This window comes from Olleya marilimosa CAM030, from assembly GCF_000518485.1.
Classification (GTDB): domain Bacteria; phylum Bacteroidota; class Bacteroidia; order Flavobacteriales; family Flavobacteriaceae; genus Olleya; species Olleya marilimosa.
In genome coordinates this window covers 73,500-96,723 of record NZ_JADR01000002.1, presented here as the reverse complement: position 1 = coordinate 96,723, position 23,224 = coordinate 73,500, and the positions used below count along the sequence as shown (strand labels likewise).

Genomic DNA, 23,224 nt, shown 5'->3' with positions numbered 1-23,224 from the left:
TTATTATACACGTAATATAAACACTATCAAAAAAATGAAAATCAACCTTAAAAAATCAACTGTAATTGGTATAGTTGGCTGTCTTACCATTATGGGATGTAAAGAGGACAAGCCAGCAGAGCCAACTGCAAAATTAGAAGTCATTCCTGGGATCAATTTAGATTACATGGATAAGTCAACACAACCTAAAGAAGATTTCTTTAGATATGTTAACGGAAAATGGTTAGATAATAACGAGATTCCGGACGATCAAGCTACTTGGGGAAGTTTCCAAGAATTGCGTAAAAAAACAGATGCAGATGCATTAGCAATTTTAAAAGCTGCAATGTCTGATAATAAAGATCTTGAAAACATTAAAGTATTACCAGGTTCTGATCAAGAAAAAGCAGTTTATTTTTACCAAACTATTATGGACACAATTGGTCGTAATAAGTTAGGTATAGAGCCAGTAAAACCCTATTTAGCTAAAATTGAGGCTATAAAAAATATCGAAGACTTACAAGCTTACATGATTGAAATGGAACCTCAAGGTGGAGGTGGTCTTTATGGATTTGGTGTAGGGTCTGACCCTAAAGACAGTAACCGTAACGTTGCCTATTTAGGAGGAGGAAGTACAGGTTTGCCAGACAGAGATTACTATATTAAAGATGATGCAGACTCAAAAGAAAAAAGAGAAAAGTATGTAGCACATATCACCAGAATGTTCCAATATTTAGGTGATGATGAAGCAACAGCTAAAGCACAAGCAGAACAAATTTTAGCTTTCGAAACTAGATTAGAAGAGGCTAAAATGGATAAAGTAGATCGTCGTGACGCACGTAAGCGTTACAACCCAAGATCTATTGAAGAGGTTCAAAAAATGGTGCCAGCAGTTAACTGGAAAAAATTTATTTCTGGTATAGGTGTAAAACAATTAGATACAGTAATTATAGGTGATTTAGGTTACTTTAATAGATTACAAGAAGTATTGGCTGATGGTAATGTAGACGATTGGAAAGCATACTTAAAATGGCAAACATTTAATAGTGCTGCTGGTTATTTAAGCACAGATATTGAAACTGCTAACTGGGAGTTTTATGGAAAAGAATTAAATGGATCAAAAGCACAACGTCCAAGAGAAGAGCGTGCTTTAGGTGCATTAAACGGTACAGTTGGTGAAGCATTAGGAAAATTATATGTTGACAAGAAGTTTCCTGCAGAGGCTAAAGTAAAAGCTAAAAAAATGATTGAAAATGTCATTTTAGCGTTTGAGCATCGTATAAATAAATTAGACTGGATGAGTCCAGAAACTAAACAAAAAGCGATTGAAAAACTTAAAGCAACTAAAGTTAAGATTGCTTATCCAGACAAATGGAATGATTATTCTGAATTAAAAATTAATAGTGTTGAAGAAGGTGGGTCTTATTTACAAAACTCTTTAAATGCTACTGCTTGGAATTTTAAAGATGATATCCAAAAATTAGGAAAACCAGTTGATAAGTCGGAATGGTATATGGCTCCTCAAGTGGTAAACGCTTACTTTAATCCAGCTTACAACGAAATTGTATTTCCAGCTGCTATTTTACAACCACCTTTTTATAATTATACTGCAGACGATGCTGTAAACTATGGAGGAATTGGAGCTGTAATTGGACATGAAATTTCACACAGTTTTGATGATTCAGGATCACGTTATGATAAAGATGGAAACCTAAATAACTGGTGGACCGATGAAGATTTAAAACAATTTGAAGGTTTAGGAAAAGCTTTAGCTGATCAATATTCAGGTATTGAAGTATTACCAGAAACCAATATTAATGGTGCTTTTACATTAGGAGAAAACATTGGAGATTTAGGTGGTGTTTTAGCTGCTTATGACGCTTTACAAATGAGTTTTGAGCAAAATGGAAGACCAGAAGATATTGATGGTTTTACTGCAGAACAACGTTTCTTTATGTCTTGGGCTACCGTTTGGAGAACCAAAATGCGTGATGATGCATTAAAAACTAGAATAAAAACAGATCCACATTCTCCAGGAATGACAAGAGCTGTGCAACCTTTATTAAATATTGATGCATTTTATAAAGCGTTTGATATTAAAGAAGGAGATAAAATGTATATCGCACCAGAAGATCGTGTAAGAATCTGGTAGTATACTCTAACATAAAAAAAAGCCTTCCCATTGGGAAGGCTTTTTTTATAACCAATAACTAGCTTAGTTTTTAGGTTGATTTTGTTGAGCTGTTAACGCGTTTTTTGCTATTAATGCCATGTTAAACTCAGGCTCAATTGCTAAAGCTTTATCTAGAATTAATAATGCAGCACTAATATTAGTGTCTTTATTTTTATTTAATAAAACTAAAGCATCTAAATAATATAAACCTGCTTTTAAAGGTACAGCATAAGGTTGTTGTGTTTCGTAAAATGTTTTTCCTTGCGTGTCTTTTACAGTCGCTAAACCTAAATCAATATATTTTTTAGCTTCAGTTAGGTTGTTCAAGTTTAAATAAATTTCAGCAATCTCATAAGCCACAGGAGCGTTTGGAGATTTGTCATGCATAGCCTTGAAAAAAGGAATAGACTTATTTAAATCACCTAAAGCTTTTAAAGCTACAGCTTTTACTTCTAAAGCAATGTCAGAGTCTGTAGACTTTTGCGCAATACCAATAGTATTTAAGGCTTGCGTAAACTTACCTTCGTTTAAATATACGTAAGCTAAAGTGTCTTTTCTTGCTTCAGATGGTTTTAAAAGGTTAAGATGCGTCAAAGCATTAATTATACCTTGTACATCTCCTTGAGCCTTCATTTGTTTATAATAAGCTTCATAATGTTTTGATAAAGCATCATTAGTTTGTGCAGTTGCTCCAAGACCGAAGCATAAAATTACTAGATAAAGTATGTTTTTCATTTTAAATATTTTAATTGCTTCAAAACTATAATTTTTTTTTGAAGTATTTTTCTTAAATAACTAATTATTAATAGGTTGATTTTAATTGCTGTTAAGCTGTGTTTTTATCTTATAATATTATAAAATTGAATATTTAGTTTGTTAATGGTTTAGGTTAAAAGTTTAAAAATCAGTAACTTTAAGTGAATAAAAAATTAAAATTATGGGAATTAAAAGTTTTGAAGGTCCAAGAAAGGGACAACAGTTAGACACTAATCAATCTTTAAAGGTTAGTGATTACATGACTAGAGATTTAATAACTTTTAAATCCACGCAAAGTGTGGAAGACGTTATTGATACTTTAATTAAGTATAAAATTTCTGGAGGACCAGTTGTAAATGATAAAAATGAATTGATAGGTATTATATCCGAAGGTGATTGTATTAAGCAGATTAGTGACAGTCGCTATTATAATATGCCAACTGAAAATAATAGCGTTGAAAAACATATGGTTAAAAATGTTGAAACCATTGATGGTAATTTAAATGTGTTTGATGCTGCTGCCAAGTTTTTAGAGTCTAAACGACGACGTTTTCCAATTGTTGAAGATGGAAAACTGGTTGGTCAAATTAGCCAAAAGGATATTTTAAAAGCTGCAATGCAACTTAAAGGACATAATTGGAAATAGATTTAGTATGCTTATTGACGTTTTACTAAAGCATAAAAGTCGTTTTCTAAAGGTAAATAGCCTTGGTCATAAACAAAGTAATATATTGTACCAGCTTTGGTTGTATATGTGCTTGTAAAATAGTTAAAATCAAAACCTTTAGCTTCAAGTTTAGTTTTTGTGGTTTTGGTTTTTTGCTCAGGATTAAGACTTTCTAATATGCGCCAATTTTTGCGTAAACGATTGTTAATGTTGCGGATTAAGTTTTTACCATCCTTATTAACTTTGTTGTTATACGCATTCCTGCAACCGTCACTACAGAATTTTTTATCTATACGTCCAACTATTTTATCTCCACATTCTGGACAGGTTTTAATCATAATTTATTTGTTTTCAATTTTATACCAACGTAAGTTTAATTGTTCTTGTTCAAAATAAAAATCGTTGACATATTGTAATCCTATTTTTAAAAGTGCCTTGTGTGAGGCTTGGTTACCAGCCTCAGTGGTTGCATAAAGTACAGGTAGTTTCATGACTTTAAAGGCATAATCTACAGCAGCTTTACCAGTCTCGGTAGCATAGCCTTTTCCCCAATAACGTTCAATTAATCTATAACCAACATCATAGTATTTTGTAAATCCATTCATGTTGTATTCTGTGTTTAATCTAATACCAGACCAGCCAATAAAATCACCTGTTGCTTTTTCAATAACAGCAAATCTACCAATACCACGATCTGCATATTGTTGTTTAACACTGTCTAATATTTTTTTAGCTTCGGCTTTAGTTTTAATGGGTTTGTTACCCAAATATCTATGTACATTTGGATTAGCATCTAACTCAAACATACCTTCTAAATCGGTAGCTCTTAACTCGCGAAGTAGTAATCTTTCGGTTTCTATATTAAAAGTCATTAGTCTTTTTTGTAATTAAATTTTACTTCTTCGGTTTGTCCATTTTCTTCAATTACAACGTAGATATTAATTTCGGTTTCACTAATTCTTTCAAATGTAAATTGATCAAAATATGCACGATTGTTATCTATTTTTATCAATTTAGCATCTACAGTTTCGTCCTTTTCTTCCCAACCTTTAAAGTCGTTACCAAAATGTTTAAGCTGAAAAATTAAGGTGTCATCCACTTGTCTAATACCACCAAGTTCGTAAAAAATAACTTTACCATCGTTGATTAATTTAAAACTAAACATCATGGAGTCACCTAGAGGAGGACTCCATATTTCTTCAGTAATACCACCAAAAGCTTCACCTTTCCAGTGACCAGCTATCCATGAGACTTGACTTAAATTGGCTTTTGGAGACGTCATGTGGTCTTCAAATTTTACAGTATTAGTTTGTGAGTAGCTTATTGAAATAAACAACAAAATAAGTATGGTAATTGACTGTTTCATAATGTGTTAATTGGTTTACTAATATACGCTTTTTCCGTTTACAAACGACAACAAACGTTTACAACCGACATTAAATGCGTAACTACCGACTAAAATTAGGGTGTTGTTTCATCTTTGCAGTGTCAAATGGAACTAATGATATTTGGCTTTTTAAAAACCTTATCTTATGAATACGTTAAGAAACAAAGTACAGTTAATTGGAAATCTTGGTCAAGATCCAGAAATTATTAATCTTGAATCTGGTAAAAAATTAGCAAGATTTACATTAGCTACTAACGAGAGTTATAAAAATACTAATGGCGAAAAAATTACAGATACACAGTGGCATCAAATAGTTGCTTGGGGAAAAACTGCTGATATAATAGAAAAATATGTTGTTAAAGGGAAAGAGGTTGCAATTGATGGTAAATTAACAACTAGAACTTGGCAAGATAAAGATGGTATGAAACGTTACACTACTGAGGTGGTTTGTAATGAGTTATTAATGTTAGGAAAGTAATTTACTATAATACCTATAGGTTAAAAAAAAAGGAGGCGATTTGCCTCCTTTTTTAATTTATTTTTCTTCTTCATTATTTTTCTTCTCTTTCTCTTTTTGTTTTTCTTGTTTTTTTAGAGCTCTTTTTTCTTTTCTAGTTAAATCTTGTTCTGTAAAAGCGTCTTTAAACTCTATGTCATCATCAATTTCGCCTTTAAAAGCGCTAATCCAAGCATTTTTAAATATACCACCTATGGTTGGAAGTATACCAGATTGTATATTATTTAAATCACCTTCCATTGGTATTTTTGTGGCAATAGTATCTGTACTTTGATTTTTTAAAACAAATTTGAAAAAACCTACAAAACCTTCCCAAATAACACCAAGTACACCATCATCTTTTCCTATTAATTTAGAGTCTTTTAAAAGCGGTTTCATGTAACCTTTAAAATACCCATCTGCAATAGCTATTTCGCTGTAAAGCCCAAATTTGCCTTCTTCAAAGTCAATACCACTATAGTGTCTAGTAAATGGGTTTAGACTTGTAACATCTGCATCTTCTAAAGCAAAGGAGATATCCATGTCCGGAATTTGTTTTATAATATTTATGTTACCATTTAGTGTGACGTTACCTTTTCCAATTGAAGTTGCTGTTGCTGTAATAGGAGAGGGTAGTATGCGATTGTTCTCTTTTACATTTCTTAGGTTGTCTGCTTTAAGAATAATATTGTTAAACTGTATATCTATGTTAGGATCTGTGTTAAGCTCTACATAAGCTAGTTTACCATTGTTAACTGTTAGATGGTTAATATTAATAGGAACTAAGTCGGTTAGTGCTTTTGTCCAATCGTCCACGTCTGCATCATTAGCAGTTTTAGTTTGATCTTCTTTTACATAAATTACTTCTGGACTATACATTATAATCTCACTAACAATGTGTCCTGTAAATAATGATTTCCATTCTATTGAAATGTCTGTTTTAGGAAATTTTAAAAAAGGCACTTGTGTTTTGGCATTTACTTTATTTAAATACATCCCATTAATTACATAAGCACCTCTAATTAAAGCGATGTCTATATCGTCTACTTGTCCATAATAACCAGGTATGTCTGCTAAAACTTTATTAACGTTATCTTTTACAAGTATTGGTAAGTATAATCTAAAAGCAATTATTATGACTACAATAGCTATTGGTACGATGTACCTTTTCTTTTTTAAGCCCCTACGTTTTTTTGTTTTTGATGTCATTTGCTATTAGTTTATAAAAAAGGCTCACAAATTGCGAGCCTTATATTGGATTGTTTATAATTGATATTTAGTCTACTGCATCTTCAACATCGTCTGCTACACTCTCTACAGCATCTTCAACTTTTTCTCCTGTGGTCTCTTCTCTACATCCTGATAGCGTTAATGCTAAACAAAACATAACTAAAAAGGTATATGATAATTTTTTCATGATTTTATGTTTTAAGATTTTTCTTTGGTTTTTATTTCGTCATCAGTGATTTTCACCTTTTTATCTTCGGTTTCCATCTTGATTTTGTCGTCCTTGACTTTAACTTCAGCGCCTTCGTCTTTCATCTCTTGCATAACTTCTTCTTTCTCTGATTGCTCTCTACAAGCCATAAAAGAGGTAGTTAATACAGCTAAAGTCAATACGGTATAAATTAGCTTTTTCATAATTTTTGGTTTTTAGTGGTTGTTGTAAAAGGTAGGATTATCCTATGATGTCTTCTAACCTTTTAACTGTGTTTAATGCAGATTTTACAGTGGTTAATTGTGACTGCACAATGGTTTTGATTTCTGTGTCTGAAGCAAAGTTTTCTAATTGATCTTCATATTCTTTTACACTAGCTTTTTCTCCTCTAATACATTCTTCCATTAAGGCTTCATCTGTATCTGTAGTCAAGCTAGATTTAACGTTAATCCACCCTCTGTGTAAGTCTCCTTTAATAGTTCCAGAAGCTTTAGGCTCTGCGTTGTGCTTTCTAATTTGAAAATCTAACTCTGTAGCAAAAGTGTTACGTTGTAAAGCTTTTTGTTGTAACCAATTTTTTAAAGGTTCGCTTTGCGCTTTGGTCATAACTTGTTTGTAACCAGCTTCTGCATCGTAATTTTTTTGTAATAATTCTTGTAATGAATTAACTAAGTCTTGATTATTTTTTGTCGTTTTCATAATGTTTTGTTTTTGTGTGTTATTGTTTTTTTAGAATCTGTAACGTATCCCTAAAGCGATATCAAAATCTACATCGTCGCTGTAATTATCATCAAATCCTAATTCTGGTCTAAAGTCTAAGGATAGTTGTAATGGGATATTAAAATTATACTCGATACCAATATCTCCAGCTACTAAAGCAAAAGTTCCGTCGTTATTACCTGAGTCATAAGATCCAACTCCTGCACCAGCACCAACGTACCAATTAAAGCTTTCGTCTAAAGGCATTACCCATTGGTATAAACCTACAAGTTTAAAAACATCAAGGTTGTCTGAGTCTCTCCAACCCAAGTCAAACTCTAGCCTATTATTATCGTTTAGGTGTCTTTGGTAAGAAATTTCTCCTCCTAAACCGTCATTATCTCCTAATCTTAAACCCAATGCATTTTTTGAGATGTCTTGAGCGTTTACTGTAAAAGCAGTTATTGTTATGGCTATGGCTGATAATATTAATTTTTTCATTTTATAATTTATTTGTTAATTGAATTTGTTTAAAGTATGATTGCTTTTTAGGTAGGGTTTATACGCCTCGTCCACCTATTAATCTTAGTAATATTGCAATTACTGCGATTACTAATAAAATGTGTATTAATCCACTTGCGCTATAGACAAAAAATCCTAATGCCCATCCAATTACAAGTATTACTGCTATGATATAAAGTAGTCCTCTCATGATATTGTGTTTTAGTTGTTATTATTATTTAGTTGATTTAAATGATTCGATAATTTTTGATTTGGCAACTTCAGTATTTCCCATAAGTTTTACCATTTTATTTGCCTGGTCTAATGATGTTGCAACACCAGTTGCAAATCCACGATCTGTTACGACTCCCCAAGTATAAATACGATCTGTATTTTTAGCATTGTTTAGGTAAATACTAGAGATTTCTTTTTGTAAGATTGTTGAAGATTGTGTTAGTGATGCTATCTGGTTGTTAGCAGCTTCTAAATTATCTGCTGTCCCTGTAAAAACACCTGTCGATGTTTTTACAGTCCATTGGTATATTTTAGTTTTTACAACCTTTTTCTTTTCTGGGTCCTTATTTATTATTGTAGTGTTATTATTAAATAACTGTGTGTCTAATAAATCCAACTCTGCAGCATTTACAGAAAAGATCGTTGATGTTATAATTGCTAGGGTAAATATTAATTTTTTCATAGTTAGTTTGATTTTTATTAGCTGTTTGTGTTTAGTACGTTTAAAATATTTTTTGTCTTATTTAAGCTGTCATTTATTTTTGAATCTGCTTTGACAATTAATGTTTTAAAGTCTTTACTGTTTGATGTTTTAGATAATTTATTAAGTATAAATAATTGATTGTCAATTATTGATTTAAGTTTATTTAGCGCTTTAAACTTATCTTCTTCTGTTAAGTTTACTATTGATTTATTTAAAGGTGCCTCAGGGTAATTTGGTATTGAAATTAATTTATCTGTAGCTACTTCTTGTAAATCCTCTGCAAACTGGACGTGTGTTTCTTCAATTTTTTTAGCTAAATCAACAATACTATCTTTATTAATTACTTCTTGCAACGCTTTGGTTAGGTTAATAACTTCTTGGTTGTCTTTAGATAACATTAAAAGTAATTTAGCTTCATTTTTATTTTCGTTAATCGCTTGAGTTTTTAATTCTGATTTTTTATTTTCTAGTTTTTTACTTTTTATAAGTTCGTCACATGAATTAAAACTGATACCAATCATGATTACAATAAATATGAATAAGACTGTAATCTTTCTGTTTTTAAAATACTTCATTTTTCATTTCTACATTTTGATATTACAAAGATGCAACCGACTTCAAATTTTTATGTTACATCATTTTTTGTTTTGTTTATAGAATTATCATTTTCAAATAAATTGCTCTATAACTACAGTGCAAAGATGAGATATAACAACACTTTTGCTGTTACATCATTTTAAGTGATGGTTATATGATTTCAACCTTTATTAAAATTTTAATTAAAATTGGGCACAAAAAAAACCTTACGTTGGTAAGGTTTTGTAACTAATATTACAGGAGTTTATTAGGCTATTGGTAAATATACTGTAAATACAGCTCCTTTTTCTGGTTGACCACTAGCAGTAATGTACCCTTTGTGGTTTTCTACTATTTTTTTACAAATGGATAACCCTATTCCAGTACCAGAATATTGATCTTTGTTGTGTAGCCTACTAAAAAGCACAAATATTTGGTCTGCGTATTGGTTGTCAAAACCAATACCATTATCTGTAAATGTTATTTTATGGTAGTGAGAGTATTTAGGTTTTATGATATTATCCTCGTTTTCTGCTTCGACAATTTGATGTGTTATATTTATTTTAGGAATTTTCCCTTCCATTCTGTACTTGATCGCATTACCTATTAAGTTTACAAATAATTGCTGAATTTGAAAAGGTATAACGGTTATAGTAGGGAATGTGTCTGAGGTTATTACAGCGTTTTCTGCAGAAATAACTTCTGCTAAATCCTGTTTTGCAGCTTCTAAAAGCAGATTAATGTTAGACTCCTCAAAGACTTTGTCTGCTTTGTTAGATCTAGAAAATTGTAATAAATCATCGATTAACAAACGCATTCTGGTAGCAGCATTTTGTATACGATCAATATATTTATTTCCTTTTGCAGATAGTTTGCCCTCTTCCTCGTCTATCAGTCTAGATAAAAAGGTTTGGATTTTTCTTAGTGGTTCTTGTAAATCATGACTGGCTACGTAGTTAAAAGAAGATAATTCTTTGTTATTACGTTCTAGTTCTGCATTACGTTCTTCTAATATTCTAAAGCTAATAATCTCATCGGTAATATCTGCAGTGGTCCCTAGTAATACGGTTTCGTCATCTTCATTTACAACAGATTTTCCGTAGGCTTTTAAATGCTTAATATTACCATTTTTATGTACAACACGATAGTAAATGTAAGGTAACTCAATGTTTTCCTTCATTTGCTCAACTTGCATGGTTAGCTTTTCTACATCATCTGGGTGTACGTAAGTCAAAAAGTTTTCAATGGTAGGTTTAAAAGATTGTGGTTGCTCGCCTAATAATCTGTATAAATTATCGGAATAGGTAAACTCGTCCCTTTTAACATTATAGGTCCAGCTTCCGTGTTTACTAACAATTTCTGATTGGTTTGTGGATTCTTTAAAAATCTCTAACTCCTCGTTAGTCGCTTTTAGACGTTTAATGTTTTTGTAAATACTATTGTAGGCAACATACATTAAGATTAAAGAGCAAAGTAATAATGAAAATAGTAATAATGGTGTTGCCATTAAGTCGCTTTCATATTCACTACGTCGTTGCTTCAATAAATTGTTTTGAAGTTTAATAATTCCTTTAATATTGTCTCTGATAGAGTCCATTAAGGCTCTACCATTTCTAAAATTTTCAATAAAATTTGGATCCTCAATATCACCTTTTGGTAAAGACCTGTAGGAGGTTTGAAAAGCTAATAACCGTTTGTTAATAAGGCTGTTTACCTTGATTAAGCTTTCTTTTAATATGGTATCATCTTTGGTTAATACTTTTAGCTCTGCAAAACTGTTATTAATTTTGCTTCGACCAGAAATGTAAGGTTCTAAAAAAACAGAGTCTTTGGTAATTATATAACCTCGTTGACCAGTTTCTGCATCTTTAAGATTTGATAAAATCTGTTCTAGCTCGACATTTACTTTGTAAGTATGTGTAATTAACTCGGAAGATTTTGTTACTTCCGTAATACTTCTGTAGGTTAATGCTCCGACTACCAAAATTACAAATGCACTTATATATAAGGTGGTCCTTAAAAATGAAATATTATTTGAAAGCGTCTTAATCATATTTTAAAAACGAAGTAAAAAGTTATCTTTATTCATGCTATTGGTATGATATTGCCAGTTAATTGTAACTACTTCCGAAAGAACTTTTTTTAAAGTTTTAAAATCACTTGGCTTTTTAATGTAAATATTAGCTCCTTGAACAAAAGTGTTTTCTATATCTTCTTCTGATGCTGAGGTAGAATAAATTGCAATTGCAATATCCTTAAATTTAGGATTCTGTTTAATTTCTTTTAAACACTCCAAACCAGATTTTCTTGGCATGTTTAAATCCAAAAACAATACGTTTGGTAAGGTAGCATCTTTACTATTTAAATAGTCCATTAGGTAAACACCATCATTAAAAGTTTTAACTCTAGTGGTTATTTTAATCTCGTCAAAAGCATCTGTAAAAAACAATCTGTCATCTTCATCATCATCTGCTAACGTTATATTTATATAATCCTCTTGCATAGCTAGTCTTGGTTGTTATCTTGATTAAACGCCTTTCTTTTAGCAATTATCCTCTGGAAAGCAGAAGGAGTAATTCCTGTAGTGTTTTTAAATTGAGTACTTAAATGTGCAACGCTAGAGTAGTTTAACCTAAAAGCTATTTCGGTTAAACTTAAATCTTGTTTGATTACAAGTTGTTTGGCGTATTCTATTTTTTGTAGAATTATAAAATTTTCAATAGACGTGTAAGTCACTTCCGAAAACAAGTTAGATAAATAACCATAGCTGTGTCCTAAAGTATCTGCTAAGTAAACTGAGCTTTTAACGTTTACCACAGTGTCTTCATTAAATACCATATCAATAATAGTATCCTTAATTTTTTGGACTAAGATGCTTTTTTGGTTTTCAACAATTTCTATCTGGTATTTATCTAAAGCAGCTTGTAATGTGGCTTGTTTATCAGAGGTTAGTTTCTCTAATACTTCAATTTCTCCAAATCCAACAAGTTTATATTTAATGTCATTGTCCTTTAAGGTTTGTTCTAAAACAATTTGACAAATGGCATTAAAATCGAATTTAAAAAACAAGGTCATATTAAAAATTTAGTTGCAAAATAAAGATAATACTTATTAATAAACTAATCTATGTAATTTACTTTTTAATAATAATGTTGGTGATTTTAGCAATGTTTGACACGTTATATTTATTGGTGTTTTCAGTTGCTTTTTCGTCTAAAATAAATGTGTGTTTTTTGGTGTTAATAACTACATTTTGATTAGCATTTTTAGACACGCTATAATGTGGTACTTTAATTTTAATATCAAAATACTCATCACCAATTTCTAAATCTAAGGTGTTATTTTTAGTGACTTTAGTATTTGAGTTATTTATAGGTTGTAAATGACTCACAATTTCTACATCATTATTAGTAGACATAATTAATAATGGAGTGATACAAATTAATGTAATTATTAAAAGAAGTTTATTAGGTTTCATAATTTTAGTTTTAAATAAATACTACTCTACTAACTATATTTATAACCAACCAAGATCAGAATATGAAACTATCCTTAATGAAGCTTTCAAGTAGTATTAATATTGTGTTACAAAGATAAATTGGGACACTAATTTATTTGTTACACAATTTTGTCAAGTTGTTATATGATTTCACAAAAGGATGAATTTTATATAAAATTAAGGACTACCTTTGTCAGCTAAGTGTTATTTATAGAATGCTTTACGCACATATGAAAGATGATATTAATTTTTATAAGAGTATTCTAAAAAACAAATTACCTTTAACCGAGCTTTTAAAGGACGAAAGTTTGTTTTCCAGTGTGCCTAAAAATTGGTCCATTGTAGTTACAGATATTAAAAACTCTACAGTTGCAGTTGCTAATGGCTTGCATAATGATGTAAACTTGTGTGCAACAGGAAGTATTATTACTGTATTAAACACTATAAAAGGTATTGATAAAAAAATCCAAATTCCTTACTTTTTTGGAGGTGATGGTTCTACTTTTATTATTCCTAATAATTTGGTGCAACCTATAATACAAGCTTTAAATAATTATAGTCAGCATATAGCTAATACACTTAAGTTAAATCTTAGGGTAGGACATATCAAAGTGGAAGAGGTGTACAATAATAAGGTCACCTTAAGAATTACAAAGCTAAGACATAATAAATATCTTACAACTCCTGTTGTTTTAGGCAACGGAATAAAATTTGCTGAAAATTATATTAAGCAAAGTTTTGAAATAGCCGATCCTATTAAGGATAAAAACATTGCATTAAACTTGGAAGGAATGGAGTGTAGATGGGACGAGATCTATCCAAATGAGCCTCAAAAAAAAGTAATTTGCCTGCTTGTTAATTGCGAAGATGAAAAAAAGCAAGCTGAGATTTATGGCACAATAATGAATGAGATTAACTATATTTTTGGTAATTTAGATAATCGAAACCCTATTACTACATTAAAGCTAAAATTAAATACTACGCTTGAAAAGATCCGCAAAGAGATGTATGTTAAAGTTGGTAAAAACCAATCAAAGTATTTAATTAATAATTGGTTAATTACAGTGTTTGGTAAATACTACTTTAAGTTTTTTAAAGCTGGAAAATTATACATTTATCGTGTTAGTCAATTATCAGATACTATTATGTTAGACGGTTCAATTAATACTGTAATTTCTGGTAATGAAAAGCAAATTAAGCGTTTACAAATATTTTTAGATGATTTGGAGTCTAAGAAAAAAATCATTTATGGTTTACACACCACACATGCATCAATAATGTCTTGTTACATTGAAGATAGGGAAGAAAAGCACATCCATTTTGTAGATGGTACAGAAGGAGGATATACTAGTGCTGCCATTATGTTTAAAAACAAAGTAAACCAATTGGGTTTTAACTAAGTTTTAATTTAGAGATGTAAAACTCCTGTTTAGTAATTAAAAGCTCGTTTTTCAAATTGTTTAATAATGAATAAGCTGGTTTAGATAAAATACCAGATTTAATTTCCTTATTAACTTCATTTAAAAAATACGAGTTAAGTTTTAAACACTCATTAATAATAATCTGACTATCGTTTTTATAAAACTTACGTTTTATGTTAAACCATAACATGTTAAGCTTCATTAACACACTAGGCTTGCTTGGTTTTTGGATGGTTACTGTGTTTAATATGGATAAAGACTGCTGTTTAAAAGCATGTATAAAACTTAGTTTATTATCAATCCAAGATTTAACCATGTCGTTTTTGGTCTCAGATTTTAAATATTGATAGGACAATTCTATCGTATTGCTTACAGCAAGTAGATGCTGTATTGCATTGCTACCAACCTCATATCTAATTATATTATCCATCTTGTAGTGTTTATTTTTCTCAAAGTTAAATACATAGTGTATTTTAAACCTTACAAGATTTTTGCCAAACGTTATATAATTTTATTTTTTATTTAAAATCATGTAAACCGGAAAATGATCACTGTATCCACCTTTATAGCGCTTACCTACATAAGTTCTATAAGGTGTGCCTTTATATTTGCCATCCATTTGTTTTAAAAAATCAGCATCATAAATATCTGCTTTTACAAATCTTAAGGTATTGGATTGACGTTCTAAAAAGTTATGTGTTATAATAATTTGGTCAAATAAATTCCATTCAAAGTTATGGCTTGTGGTACCTCTGTCAATAGATAGTAAGGTCTCCATTGGATTAAATAAACCTTGATTAGCTACTAATTGCTCAATACTATTACTTGCAGGATCATCGTTAAAATCTCCCATAATAATAATTTTGGCGTTAGTTATGTTTTCTTTTAAAGTGCCAACAATAGCTTGAAGATTGGAAGATGCTGTAATGCGTTTGTATTCAGTTTCTATATCTCCTGTGCGTCTTGAAGGCCAATGGTTAACTAAAAAGTGTACAGGTTCATCCAAAAATAATCCTGATACTAATAAAATGTCTCTTGTGTAATCAGGCGACCCATCTGCTTCGGTAAAACTAAAGGTAAAGCTTTCAGAGTTTGTAACTTTAAATTTAGTCGTATCATAAATAAATGCAACATCAATACCTCGTTCATCTTTACTATCGTAGTGTACAAATTGGTATGGATATTCCTTTAAATGTTTAGAGCTTATTAAATCTTTTAAAACAGCTTCATTTTCAATTTCGGCTAGACCAATAATTGCTGGATGCGAGTTGGTTTCTTTTCTGCCAATATTAGATATAGCATAACCAATTTTTCTTAATTTATTATTGTATCTTTTAATGGTCCAACGCTTTTCGGATGTTGGGTTAAAATCAGTATCACGTGTTAAATCATCTTTATAAATATCAAATAAATTTTCGATATTATAAAAAGCTATGGTCTGTTTGTTAGTTTTAGATTTAAAAAAATTAAAATTCAATGTCTTAAATTTAGAAGGCTAAAAATAGCGATTTTATTATGGATACAATTATGTAACTTTGTAGTATAAATTATTATATGTTAGAGAAAAAAGATATAGAGCTTGAAAAAGCAGTATTAATTGGTGTCGTTACTAAAGAGCAAAACGAAGAGAAATCTAAAGAATATCTTGACGAGCTTGAATTTTTGACGTTCACTGCTGGTGGAGAAGTAAAAAAACGCTTCACCCAAAAAATGGAAATGCCTAATCCAAAAACGTATATTGGAACTGGTAAAATGGAAGAGGTAAGGTTATATATAGAAGAAAATAATATAACCACAGCAATTTTTGATGACGAGTTATCCTCATCTCAAGAGCGTAATATAAGTAAGATTTTAAATGTAAAAGTTTTAGATCGTACCAATTTAATATTAGACATTTTTGCACAACGTGCACAAACTAGTTATGCCAGAACGCAAGTCGAGTTGGCGCAATGCGAGTACCTACTACCAAGACTTAGAGGTATGTGGACACACCTTGAGCGTCAAAAAGGAGGTATTGGTATGCGTGGACCTGGAGAAACCGAAATCGAAACAGATAGACGTATCGTGCGCGACAGGATAGCCTTATTAAAAGACAAAATTAAAACTATAGATAAGCAAATGTCTGTCCAACGTGGTAATCGTGGACAAATGGTACGTGTTGCATTAGTTGGATATACCAACGTTGGTAAATCTACTTTAATGAATACCATTAGCAAGTCAGAGGTCTTTGCCGAAAACAAACTTTTTGCAACCCTAGACACAACCGTTAGAAAAGTAGTCATCCAAAATTTACCCTTTTTATTAACAGATACCGTAGGATTTATACGCAAGTTACCAACACAGTTAGTAGACAGTTTTAAAAGCACATTGGATGAGGTCAGAGAAGCAGATTTACTATTACACGTAGTTGACATTTCTCATCCAAATTTTGAAGACCACATTGAGTCTGTAAATAAAGTTTTAGGCGAAATTAAAAGTGCAGACAAACCAATAATCATGGTCTTTAATAAGATTGATGCTTATCAAGCAAAACCTTTTGACGAGACCGACTTAATTGCCCAACGTACAGAAGAGCATTACAGTCTTGCCGAGTGGAAAAAGACTTGGATGAATCGTGTAGGAGAGGACAACGCATTATTTATCTCAGCTTTAAACAAACGTAATCTAGAAGACTTTAAAAAACGCGTATATGATGAGGTTAGAGACATACACGTCACACGTTTTCCTTACAATCACTTCCTGTATCCAGATTATGATTACGATAATCTAGGCGAAGAAGAATAAAATATATTACTAAAACCCAAACCACTAAGTTTGGGTTTTTTTATTAAAAAAAAGGACTACTTAAATTTTGGGCAATTTGCTTTTGGCAGAAAACAGCCAAAAGCAACCAGGCTTTACACTAAATCTTTTTTTCGTGCCTCAAAAAAGGATACCGTTTCAATCCTTATCGCAATAATCCGCCAAGTTTAGTTTACTTCCCAATGTAATTTAACGCTATTAGGTTAGCTAGTAAGTAAGTCGTGTAAATGCAATTAGGTACTTATAAAACAGAATTATTTAGATAATTTTGTAAACAAATAAAACTAATAATTTAGCGTTATAACAACACATGATACAACAAAAACTACACGTGTTATTTAAAAATAAATGGGTAAAAAGGGCTTCAATAGCCATAGTAGCAGCTGTCCTTTTAGCAGTTGTTTTTTACATCAGCATCTATTTTGGTGCATTTGGTAAACTACCAAACACGTCCCAATTAACAAATTTAAGACAGGCAGAAGCGACCCAAATATTAGATAAAGACAGTAAATTAATAGGTAAATATTATATCTACGATAGGCAACCCTTAACCTATAATCAGTTTCCTAAACACCTATTGGACGCACTAATAGCAACAGAAGATGTTAGGTTTTATGATCACAACGGAATAGATAATATAAGTCTAATGCGTGTGTTTTTTAAAACCATTTTATTTCAGGACCAATCCTCTGGTGGTGGTAGTACCATAACCTTGCAACTAGCAAAAAACTTATTTGGAAGAGATAAACATATAGTCTTTAGTACCATTATAAACAAAGTAAAAGAAGCAATAGTTGCTAAACGAATAGAAACAATATATTCTAAACAAGAAATTCTTACTCTATACCTAAATACAGTACCTTTTCCGGATAATACCTATGGTATAGAAAGTGCTGCACGTAAATTTTTTAATGTATCTGCAACAAACTTAACGTTACCACAAGCAGCAACTTTAGTTGGGACATTAAAAGCAAATAATTATTACAATCCAAGACGCAATTTACAAAGTAGTACAACAAGACGTAATGTAGTCCTAAAGCAAATGCTTAAGTATAATTACATAGATCAAAATCAATTTACACAAGCCAAACAAAAACCTATACTATTAGATTATCAATCCTTTAATCACGATTTAGGATTAGCACCTTATTTTAGGGCACAATTAAAAAAAGAATTAGCAACAACCTTACAAGCGTACAAAAAGCCAAATGGAGAGGCTTATGACTTGTATAAGGACGGTTTAATTGTGCATACAACGTTAGACTCTCAAATGCAAAAATATGCTGAACAAGCCATGCAATCACATTTATCAAAATTGCAGCAAGACTATGAAGCCTCTTATGGTGATAAAGCACCTTGGCAAACTAATAAAAAGGTAATCGACAACGCTATTAAAACACTTCCAGAGTATAAACGATTTGAAGCTATGGATTTGGAGCATGAGCAAATTATAGATTCACTGTCTATAAAGCATGACGTCCAATTATTTGATTGGTCAGAAACTAAAAAACATAATATCTCTACTATAGATAGTTTAAAACATCATTTAAAGTTTTTAAATACAGGTATGATTGCTTTAGATCCAAAGTCTGGAGCCATCAGATCATATATTGGAGGTATAGATTATCGTTTTTATAAATATGATCACGTAGCACAAAGTCAACGTCAAGTAGGATCAACATTTAAACCTTTTGTATATACAGCAGCAATAGATAATGGTATGGAACCTTGTACCTATTTTTCGCCAGAAGCAATAACATATACGGATTATAAAAACTGGACACCAACCAATTCTGGAGTTTCTAATGTAGATCCACATATTAATTATAATCTAGAAAAAGCGTTAAGTCAATCGTTAAACACAATTGCAGTTAAGGTTTTAAAACAAGTTGGTATTGATAAGGTTTTAAAGCAAGCCAAGAGATTAGGGATATCTAGTATGCTTCCAAACCAACCGTCATTAGCTTTAGGTGTTGCTGAAATTAATATTTTAGAGTTAGCAGGAGCTTATGCTAGTTATGTTAATAATAGTCAGTCTGTAAAGCCTTATTTTATTACAAAAATTGAAGATAAAAATGGTGTAGAAATCGTATCCTTTAAACCAGAAGTAAATCCCGATAAAGCTTACAACAATTTTACCAGACAGGTCATGTTACAAATAATGCAATCTACAGTTAATTCTGGTACTGCAGCTAGATTACGTTCTACCTATGGACTTAGCAATAATATAGCAGGTAAAACAGGGACAACACAAGACAATAAGGACGGATGGTTTGTTGGTATTACTCCAAATTTGGTAACGGTTAATTGGGTTGGTAATGATAATTACAACATTGGTTTTAAAACCACAGGAATGGGACAAGGAGCAAACTCGGCATTACCAATTTTTGCTAAGTTTTATCAAAAATTAAATGCAGATTCAAATTACAATACAATTACAAAAAGTCGTTTTGAATCACCTTCAAGTGAGGTTTTAGAGGCGTTGAATTGCGAAGAAGAAAAACGTGATGGTTTTTTTAAACGGTTGTTTAGCAAAAAAGATAACCAGCGTCAATTTAATAAGGACAATTAGTGGTCAACCTAAATAGCTTATTTTGGTAACTTAAACATTTAGTGTTATTTAATTTTAAGACACAAAAAAACGCGTTTCGATTAGAAACGCGCTTTTTTATTTTATAGTGTTATAGATTATAAGTTGTAGCTTAAACCTAATAACCAATAAGATTGTAATTTGTTATCAACGTTTCCAAAAGTAGGAACCGCTTGTAATGGTAATGCTAAAGGATCATACTGACCTAACTCGTAATTTAAAGCTTCTTGTTTGTTGCTTCTTAAACCAAAGTCAAAACCAACACCAATCATTTTCCATAACGTGTAGCTAAAAGAGTTTGTCCAAGTTACGTTAGATAAATCTCCGCTTTTGTAGCTTTGGAAAGTAGATAAGTTAGATTTAAAACTAACAGCACCAATTTGTCTTGTGTAATCTGCAACTATTTTTGCACCTAAAGAAGATTGAAAAACAGCATCATTTTCTGCAAATACAAAGTTGTAGTTTAATGGGTGAATAACAACGATTAGATTTTCTAAAGGTGTCCAAGTTCCTCCAACTCCAACATCTAAATATCCAGGATCGTTAAAGTTGTCTAATAACGTTGTTCTATATTCTGCTAAACCAGAAACAGCAAAGTTTTTTGTAATGTTTCTTCCGTATAAAGAAGAGATGTTAAAGACGTCTGTAGTTGGGTTAAAATTATCATCATCATATGGATTGTCTTTGTCGTCTAATTTTACCCAGTTAAGGTTAGAGGTTAAAGAGTTTCTCCAGAAAAATTTATCTTCAATTAAGTTAGCGTAAGCATTTAAAGAGATTCCGATGTTTCCAGAAGCGTTGTTTGGTGTACCTTGAGAATACCAGTTGCTAAAGTTAGAAATACTTCCACCAATAGTACCAAAAAGACCTTTTCTCCAACCTGGAAGTGCGTCAATTTGTGCTTGTAATGCGTTAGCTTCGCTTTGTAAAGCATCTGCTGCTGCTTGTTTTTCTGCTTTTTGAGTTTGTAACTCTTCTTTTGTTTGGGCATTCATTGAAACCAATCCAATAAAGAATGCACCTACTAATAATAATTTTTTCATAAATCTTAAGTTTTTAATAAAACGGTTGCAAATATACGCTTTAGATATATTTTTTCTACAACACGTACATTTTGTAAATAACTAAAAATCAATAAGTTGAATAATTAACATAATTGTTAACGCTTGTATAATGGCACAAAAGAACAGGCCTCTCCATACATAATAGATTTAGCATAAGGTTTAAGCTTATTTGTTATCATAACGTAAGCGTTTATAGGCACTGGCTTGTTACTACAACCTTTAATTATAACTGGTTTATCTTGGTAAAATGTGCCATCAATAGCCTGAATTATGTCTTGATATATAGCGGTCTCTAAATCCTCTAGTGTTCCAATATGGCACTTTTCGACAAAAGGCTCGAGATTTACGACCAATAACATAAAAGCCCAATCCGGAATGATAGCATCTGCACTACATGTGATTGCTACATATTGGTTTTGGTACTGACTCCAGTCATGGTTTTTAATATATTCTCTAAAATCTTTTTCCTTTAAAACTAGTTCTTGAAACAACCAATCTTTAATGTCTAATACAACACGCTGTCCTTTTGGATAGTAATCCTCAAGGTCTAATGTAATTAATTTGCTGTTCGCAACGCGATTAATAATCTCTTCAGCCATAATTTAAAATAAGTAATAATTATTGGTATCCTTCTGCTTGTAGTTTAAATAAGTCAGCATATAATGACTTATTAGCCATTAAATCCTCGTGTGTACCCATTTCTAGTACACGACCTTCATCTAATACTAAAATTTTATTTGCTTGTCTTACAGTGCTAAATCTGTGCGATATTATTATACTAGTTTTGTCTTCGGTTAGGCCTATAAAGCGTTCAAAAACATCGCTTTCAGCTTTAGCATCTAATGCAGACGTTGGTTCGTCTAAAATCATCACTTTAGCGTCTTTCATGTAAGCTCTAGCTAATGCTACCTTTTGCCACTGTCCACCAGACAATTCTTGTCCTTTTGCAAAACGTTTACCTAGTTGTTGGTCGTAACCTTTTTTTAGTTCTGACACCACTTGATTAGCTAAACTTAGTTCGGCTGCATTTTCAATTTTTTCTTGGTTATCAATCTGACTTATATCACCTATTGCAATATTTTCTCTAACTGTAAATTCGTATTTAAAAAAGTCTTGAAAAATAACACCAAAAAAAGCTTGGTATTGCGCTTTGTCAAAACGATTAATATTTATACCATCTAAAAGTATTTCGCCAGAAGTGGGTTCGTAAAAACGTAATAATAATTTGGTTAATGTGGTTTTTCCTGCTCCATTTTGTCCTACAAAAGCTAATTTTTCTCCTGCTTTAATTTTAAAACTGATACCTTTTAATATTTCGTTGTCAGATTCTGGGTATGAAAATCTAACATTTATAAATTCAAATCCTTCTTTTATTTTTTCAGGAAGAGGTATATCCTCGTTATGTTTTGGTTGAATTGAAATATCTATAAATTCAAAATAATCTTTTAAGTATAAAGCGCTTTCTGAAATACGGGTAAATTTAGAAAAGAAGTCTTGTAAATTTCTAGTTAGTCTATTAAAAGCACCTGACAAGAAAGTTAATTCTCCTAAAGTTATCACGCCAGATATTACACGATATATAATAAATACGTAAGCGCCATAATAACTTAAAGTCCCCAAAACATTAAAAGCAAAACCTAAAGCAGATCGCTTTATAGCTAGTTTTTTGTTGAGGTCGTAATACTCTTGAGATAGGTTTTTAAAACGATCTACAACAAAGTCTGTTAAACCAAATAATTTAATTTCTTTGGCTGTTTTGTCATTGGCTCCAATAAACCTTAGGTAGTCTAATTCTCGTCTTTCAGCAGTCCAACCTCGAGCTAATGAGTATTGTTGTTGGCTAAACCAAATCTCGTTGATAAATGCAGGAATAATACTAAGCACTAAAAGTATAATTAAATACGGTTCAAAGTAGATTAAACCTGCGACCAAAGTTGCTATGGATATTAAGCTTTGTACTTCGCCTAATGCGTTAGACATTAATCCAACACGACTTGTGGTTTGTGTTCTTGCACGTTCTAGTTTATCATAAAACTCTGAGTCCTCTAATAAGCTAATATCAATTTGATTAGTCTTTTTAATAATCCTAACGGAAGTATCAATAGAGTAGGCGTCGCCTAATAAACTGTCTGTTAATTGTATGGCACGACTAACTAGATCTGATAAAACAATTAATCCAAACTCAACACCAACATAAGTCCAAAGTTGGGTTAAATCTGTAACTTCTAATTTAGTTTGAAGTATAATTTCATCAATAATTATTTTACCAATCCATAAAATAATTACTGGTAAAACTGCACCAATTAGCCTACAAAACGCTGAGCCTAAAAAAAGTTTTTTATTGGTATTCCAGATTTCTTTGAAAAAACGAGGAATATAAATTAACGCACTAAACGATTTTTTTAAACTGGTTTTGTTTTTTTCTTTTAACGATTTTGGTGCATGTCTAGCCATTTTT

The 23,224-nt window shown here is 31.2% G+C and carries 27 protein-coding genes; 6 read left to right on the top strand and 21 right to left on the bottom strand.

The window, feature by feature from the left end; all coding sequences use genetic code 11:
- Window positions 1-34: 34 nt before the first annotated feature.
- Window positions 35-2,131, top strand: a complete 2,097-nt coding sequence (locus tag M890_RS0104460; RefSeq protein ID WP_028282377.1) for a M13 family metallopeptidase — start codon at window positions 35-37, stop codon at window positions 2,129-2,131.
- A gap of 63 nt (window positions 2,132-2,194) precedes the next feature.
- Here M890_RS0104460 and M890_RS0104455 read toward each other — a convergent pair whose 3' ends face one another.
- On the bottom strand, window positions 2,195-2,887 hold the full coding sequence (locus M890_RS0104455; RefSeq protein WP_028282376.1) for a tetratricopeptide repeat protein: 693 nt from the start codon (window positions 2,885-2,887) through the stop codon (window positions 2,195-2,197).
- A gap of 202 nt (window positions 2,888-3,089) precedes the next feature.
- On the opposite strand from M890_RS0104455, the gene M890_RS0104450 reads away from it, so the two are divergent.
- Entirely contained in the window at window positions 3,090-3,554 is a 465-nt protein-coding gene (locus tag M890_RS0104450) for a CBS domain-containing protein (protein WP_028282375.1), read from the top strand.
- An 11-nt stretch (window positions 3,555-3,565) separates the two neighbouring features.
- On the opposite strand, the gene M890_RS0104445 is transcribed toward M890_RS0104450, so the two are convergent.
- The 3 genes from M890_RS0104445 to M890_RS0104435 are packed head-to-tail and all read right to left on the bottom strand — an operon-like array spanning window position 3,566 to window position 4,941.
- Complete coding sequence (locus M890_RS0104445) at window positions 3,566-3,913, bottom strand: hypothetical protein (RefSeq protein ID WP_028282374.1); 348 nt, start codon at window positions 3,911-3,913, stop codon at window positions 3,566-3,568.
- Window positions 3,914-3,916: 3 nt separating this feature from the next.
- Entirely contained in the window at window positions 3,917-4,447 is a 531-nt protein-coding gene (locus M890_RS0104440) for a GNAT family N-acetyltransferase (protein WP_028282373.1), read from the bottom strand.
- Window positions 4,447-4,941 (bottom strand): DUF6265 family protein, encoded by a 495-nt coding sequence (locus M890_RS0104435; protein ID WP_051437445.1) that lies wholly within the window; start codon window positions 4,939-4,941, stop codon window positions 4,447-4,449. Before M890_RS0104435 ends, M890_RS0104440 begins: the two co-directional genes overlap by 1 nt.
- A gap of 166 nt (window positions 4,942-5,107) precedes the next feature.
- Here M890_RS0104435 and M890_RS0104430 point away from each other — a divergent pair, with 166 nt between their 5' ends.
- Entirely contained in the window at window positions 5,108-5,440 is a 333-nt protein-coding gene (locus M890_RS0104430) for a single-stranded DNA-binding protein (RefSeq protein ID WP_028282371.1), read from the top strand.
- 57 nt (window positions 5,441-5,497) lie between these two features.
- Here the strand turns inward: M890_RS0104430 and M890_RS0104425 are convergent, their stop codons facing one another.
- The 12 genes from M890_RS0104425 to M890_RS0104375 form a co-directional block, all read right to left on the bottom strand.
- Window positions 5,498-6,667: a DUF748 domain-containing protein gene (locus M890_RS0104425; RefSeq protein ID WP_028282370.1), complete on the bottom strand. Its 1,170-nt coding sequence runs from the start codon at window positions 6,665-6,667 to the stop codon at window positions 5,498-5,500.
- Between the two features lie 67 nt (window positions 6,668-6,734).
- Window positions 6,735-6,875, bottom strand: coding sequence for a hypothetical protein (locus M890_RS16830; protein ID WP_191099631.1), 141 nt, complete (start codon window positions 6,873-6,875; stop codon window positions 6,735-6,737).
- Window positions 6,876-6,886: 11 nt separating this feature from the next.
- Window positions 6,887-7,099 carry a hypothetical protein gene (locus tag M890_RS0104415; protein WP_028282369.1) on the bottom strand — a complete coding sequence of 71 codons (213 nt, stop codon included), beginning with the start codon at window positions 7,097-7,099 and terminating at the stop codon, window positions 6,887-6,889.
- Between the two features lie 37 nt (window positions 7,100-7,136).
- Window positions 7,137-7,595 (bottom strand): ferritin-like domain-containing protein, encoded by a 459-nt coding sequence (locus M890_RS0104410; RefSeq protein WP_028282368.1) that lies wholly within the window; start codon window positions 7,593-7,595, stop codon window positions 7,137-7,139.
- Between the two features lie 30 nt (window positions 7,596-7,625).
- A complete protein-coding gene (locus M890_RS0104405; protein ID WP_028282367.1) occupies window positions 7,626-8,096 on the bottom strand; it encodes a hypothetical protein in 471 nt (156 codons plus the stop codon).
- Between the two features lie 58 nt (window positions 8,097-8,154).
- Window positions 8,155-8,307 (bottom strand): lmo0937 family membrane protein, encoded by a 153-nt coding sequence (locus M890_RS16700; protein ID WP_143404008.1) that lies wholly within the window; start codon window positions 8,305-8,307, stop codon window positions 8,155-8,157.
- Window positions 8,308-8,331: 24 nt separating this feature from the next.
- Window positions 8,332-8,793: a hypothetical protein gene (locus M890_RS0104400; RefSeq protein ID WP_028282366.1), complete on the bottom strand. Its 462-nt coding sequence runs from the start codon at window positions 8,791-8,793 to the stop codon at window positions 8,332-8,334.
- A 17-nt stretch (window positions 8,794-8,810) separates the two neighbouring features.
- Complete coding sequence (locus M890_RS0104395; RefSeq protein WP_028282365.1) at window positions 8,811-9,389, bottom strand: hypothetical protein; 579 nt, start codon at window positions 9,387-9,389, stop codon at window positions 8,811-8,813.
- A gap of 269 nt (window positions 9,390-9,658) precedes the next feature.
- Complete coding sequence (locus M890_RS0104390; protein WP_051437444.1) at window positions 9,659-11,443, bottom strand: sensor histidine kinase; 1,785 nt, start codon at window positions 11,441-11,443, stop codon at window positions 9,659-9,661.
- Window positions 11,444-11,446: 3 nt separating this feature from the next.
- Window positions 11,447-11,893: a response regulator gene (locus tag M890_RS0104385; protein ID WP_028282363.1), complete on the bottom strand. Its 447-nt coding sequence runs from the start codon at window positions 11,891-11,893 to the stop codon at window positions 11,447-11,449.
- A gap of 2 nt (window positions 11,894-11,895) precedes the next feature.
- On the bottom strand, window positions 11,896-12,465 hold the full coding sequence (locus M890_RS0104380) for a helix-turn-helix transcriptional regulator (RefSeq protein ID WP_028282362.1): 570 nt from the start codon (window positions 12,463-12,465) through the stop codon (window positions 11,896-11,898).
- Between the two features lie 58 nt (window positions 12,466-12,523).
- Window positions 12,524-12,868: a hypothetical protein gene (locus M890_RS0104375; protein ID WP_157243256.1), complete on the bottom strand. Its 345-nt coding sequence runs from the start codon at window positions 12,866-12,868 to the stop codon at window positions 12,524-12,526.
- 236 nt (window positions 12,869-13,104) lie between these two features.
- Here M890_RS0104375 and M890_RS0104370 point away from each other — a divergent pair, with 236 nt between their 5' ends.
- Window positions 13,105-14,289: a DUF3095 domain-containing protein gene (locus tag M890_RS0104370; RefSeq protein ID WP_232219128.1), complete on the top strand. Its 1,185-nt coding sequence runs from the start codon at window positions 13,105-13,107 to the stop codon at window positions 14,287-14,289.
- Here M890_RS0104370 and M890_RS0104365 read toward each other — a convergent pair.
- Both M890_RS0104365 and M890_RS0104360 read right to left on the bottom strand, forming a co-directional pair.
- The gene (locus tag M890_RS0104365; RefSeq protein ID WP_028282359.1) at window positions 14,282-14,740 is read right to left on the bottom strand and encodes a hypothetical protein; all 459 of its coding nucleotides are present in this window, start codon (window positions 14,738-14,740) and stop codon (window positions 14,282-14,284) included. The two genes, M890_RS0104370 and M890_RS0104365, sit on opposite strands and share 8 nt — an antisense overlap.
- Window positions 14,741-14,821: 81 nt before the next feature.
- On the bottom strand, window positions 14,822-15,787 hold the full coding sequence (locus M890_RS0104360; protein WP_028282358.1) for an endonuclease/exonuclease/phosphatase family protein: 966 nt from the start codon (window positions 15,785-15,787) through the stop codon (window positions 14,822-14,824).
- 77 nt (window positions 15,788-15,864) lie between these two features.
- Between M890_RS0104360 and hflX the strand changes: the two genes are divergently transcribed.
- Window positions 15,865-17,094, top strand: coding sequence for a GTPase HflX (gene hflX, locus M890_RS0104355; protein WP_028282357.1), 1,230 nt, complete (start codon window positions 15,865-15,867; stop codon window positions 17,092-17,094).
- 328 nt (window positions 17,095-17,422) lie between these two features.
- Window positions 17,423-19,684: a penicillin-binding protein 1A gene (locus M890_RS0104350; RefSeq protein WP_028282356.1), complete on the top strand. Its 2,262-nt coding sequence runs from the start codon at window positions 17,423-17,425 to the stop codon at window positions 19,682-19,684.
- A gap of 116 nt (window positions 19,685-19,800) precedes the next feature.
- On the opposite strand, the gene M890_RS0104345 is transcribed toward M890_RS0104350, so the two are convergent.
- The 3 genes from M890_RS0104345 to M890_RS0104335 form a co-directional block, all read right to left on the bottom strand.
- A complete protein-coding gene (locus M890_RS0104345) occupies window positions 19,801-20,745 on the bottom strand; it encodes a DUF3078 domain-containing protein (protein WP_028282355.1) in 945 nt (314 codons plus the stop codon).
- A 116-nt stretch (window positions 20,746-20,861) separates the two neighbouring features.
- Window positions 20,862-21,365, bottom strand: a complete 504-nt coding sequence (locus M890_RS0104340) for a DUF2480 family protein (RefSeq protein WP_028282354.1) — start codon at window positions 21,363-21,365, stop codon at window positions 20,862-20,864.
- Between the two features lie 19 nt (window positions 21,366-21,384).
- Complete coding sequence (locus tag M890_RS0104335; RefSeq protein ID WP_028282353.1) at window positions 21,385-23,220, bottom strand: ABC transporter ATP-binding protein; 1,836 nt, start codon at window positions 23,218-23,220, stop codon at window positions 21,385-21,387.
- Window positions 23,221-23,224 lie beyond the last annotated feature (4 nt).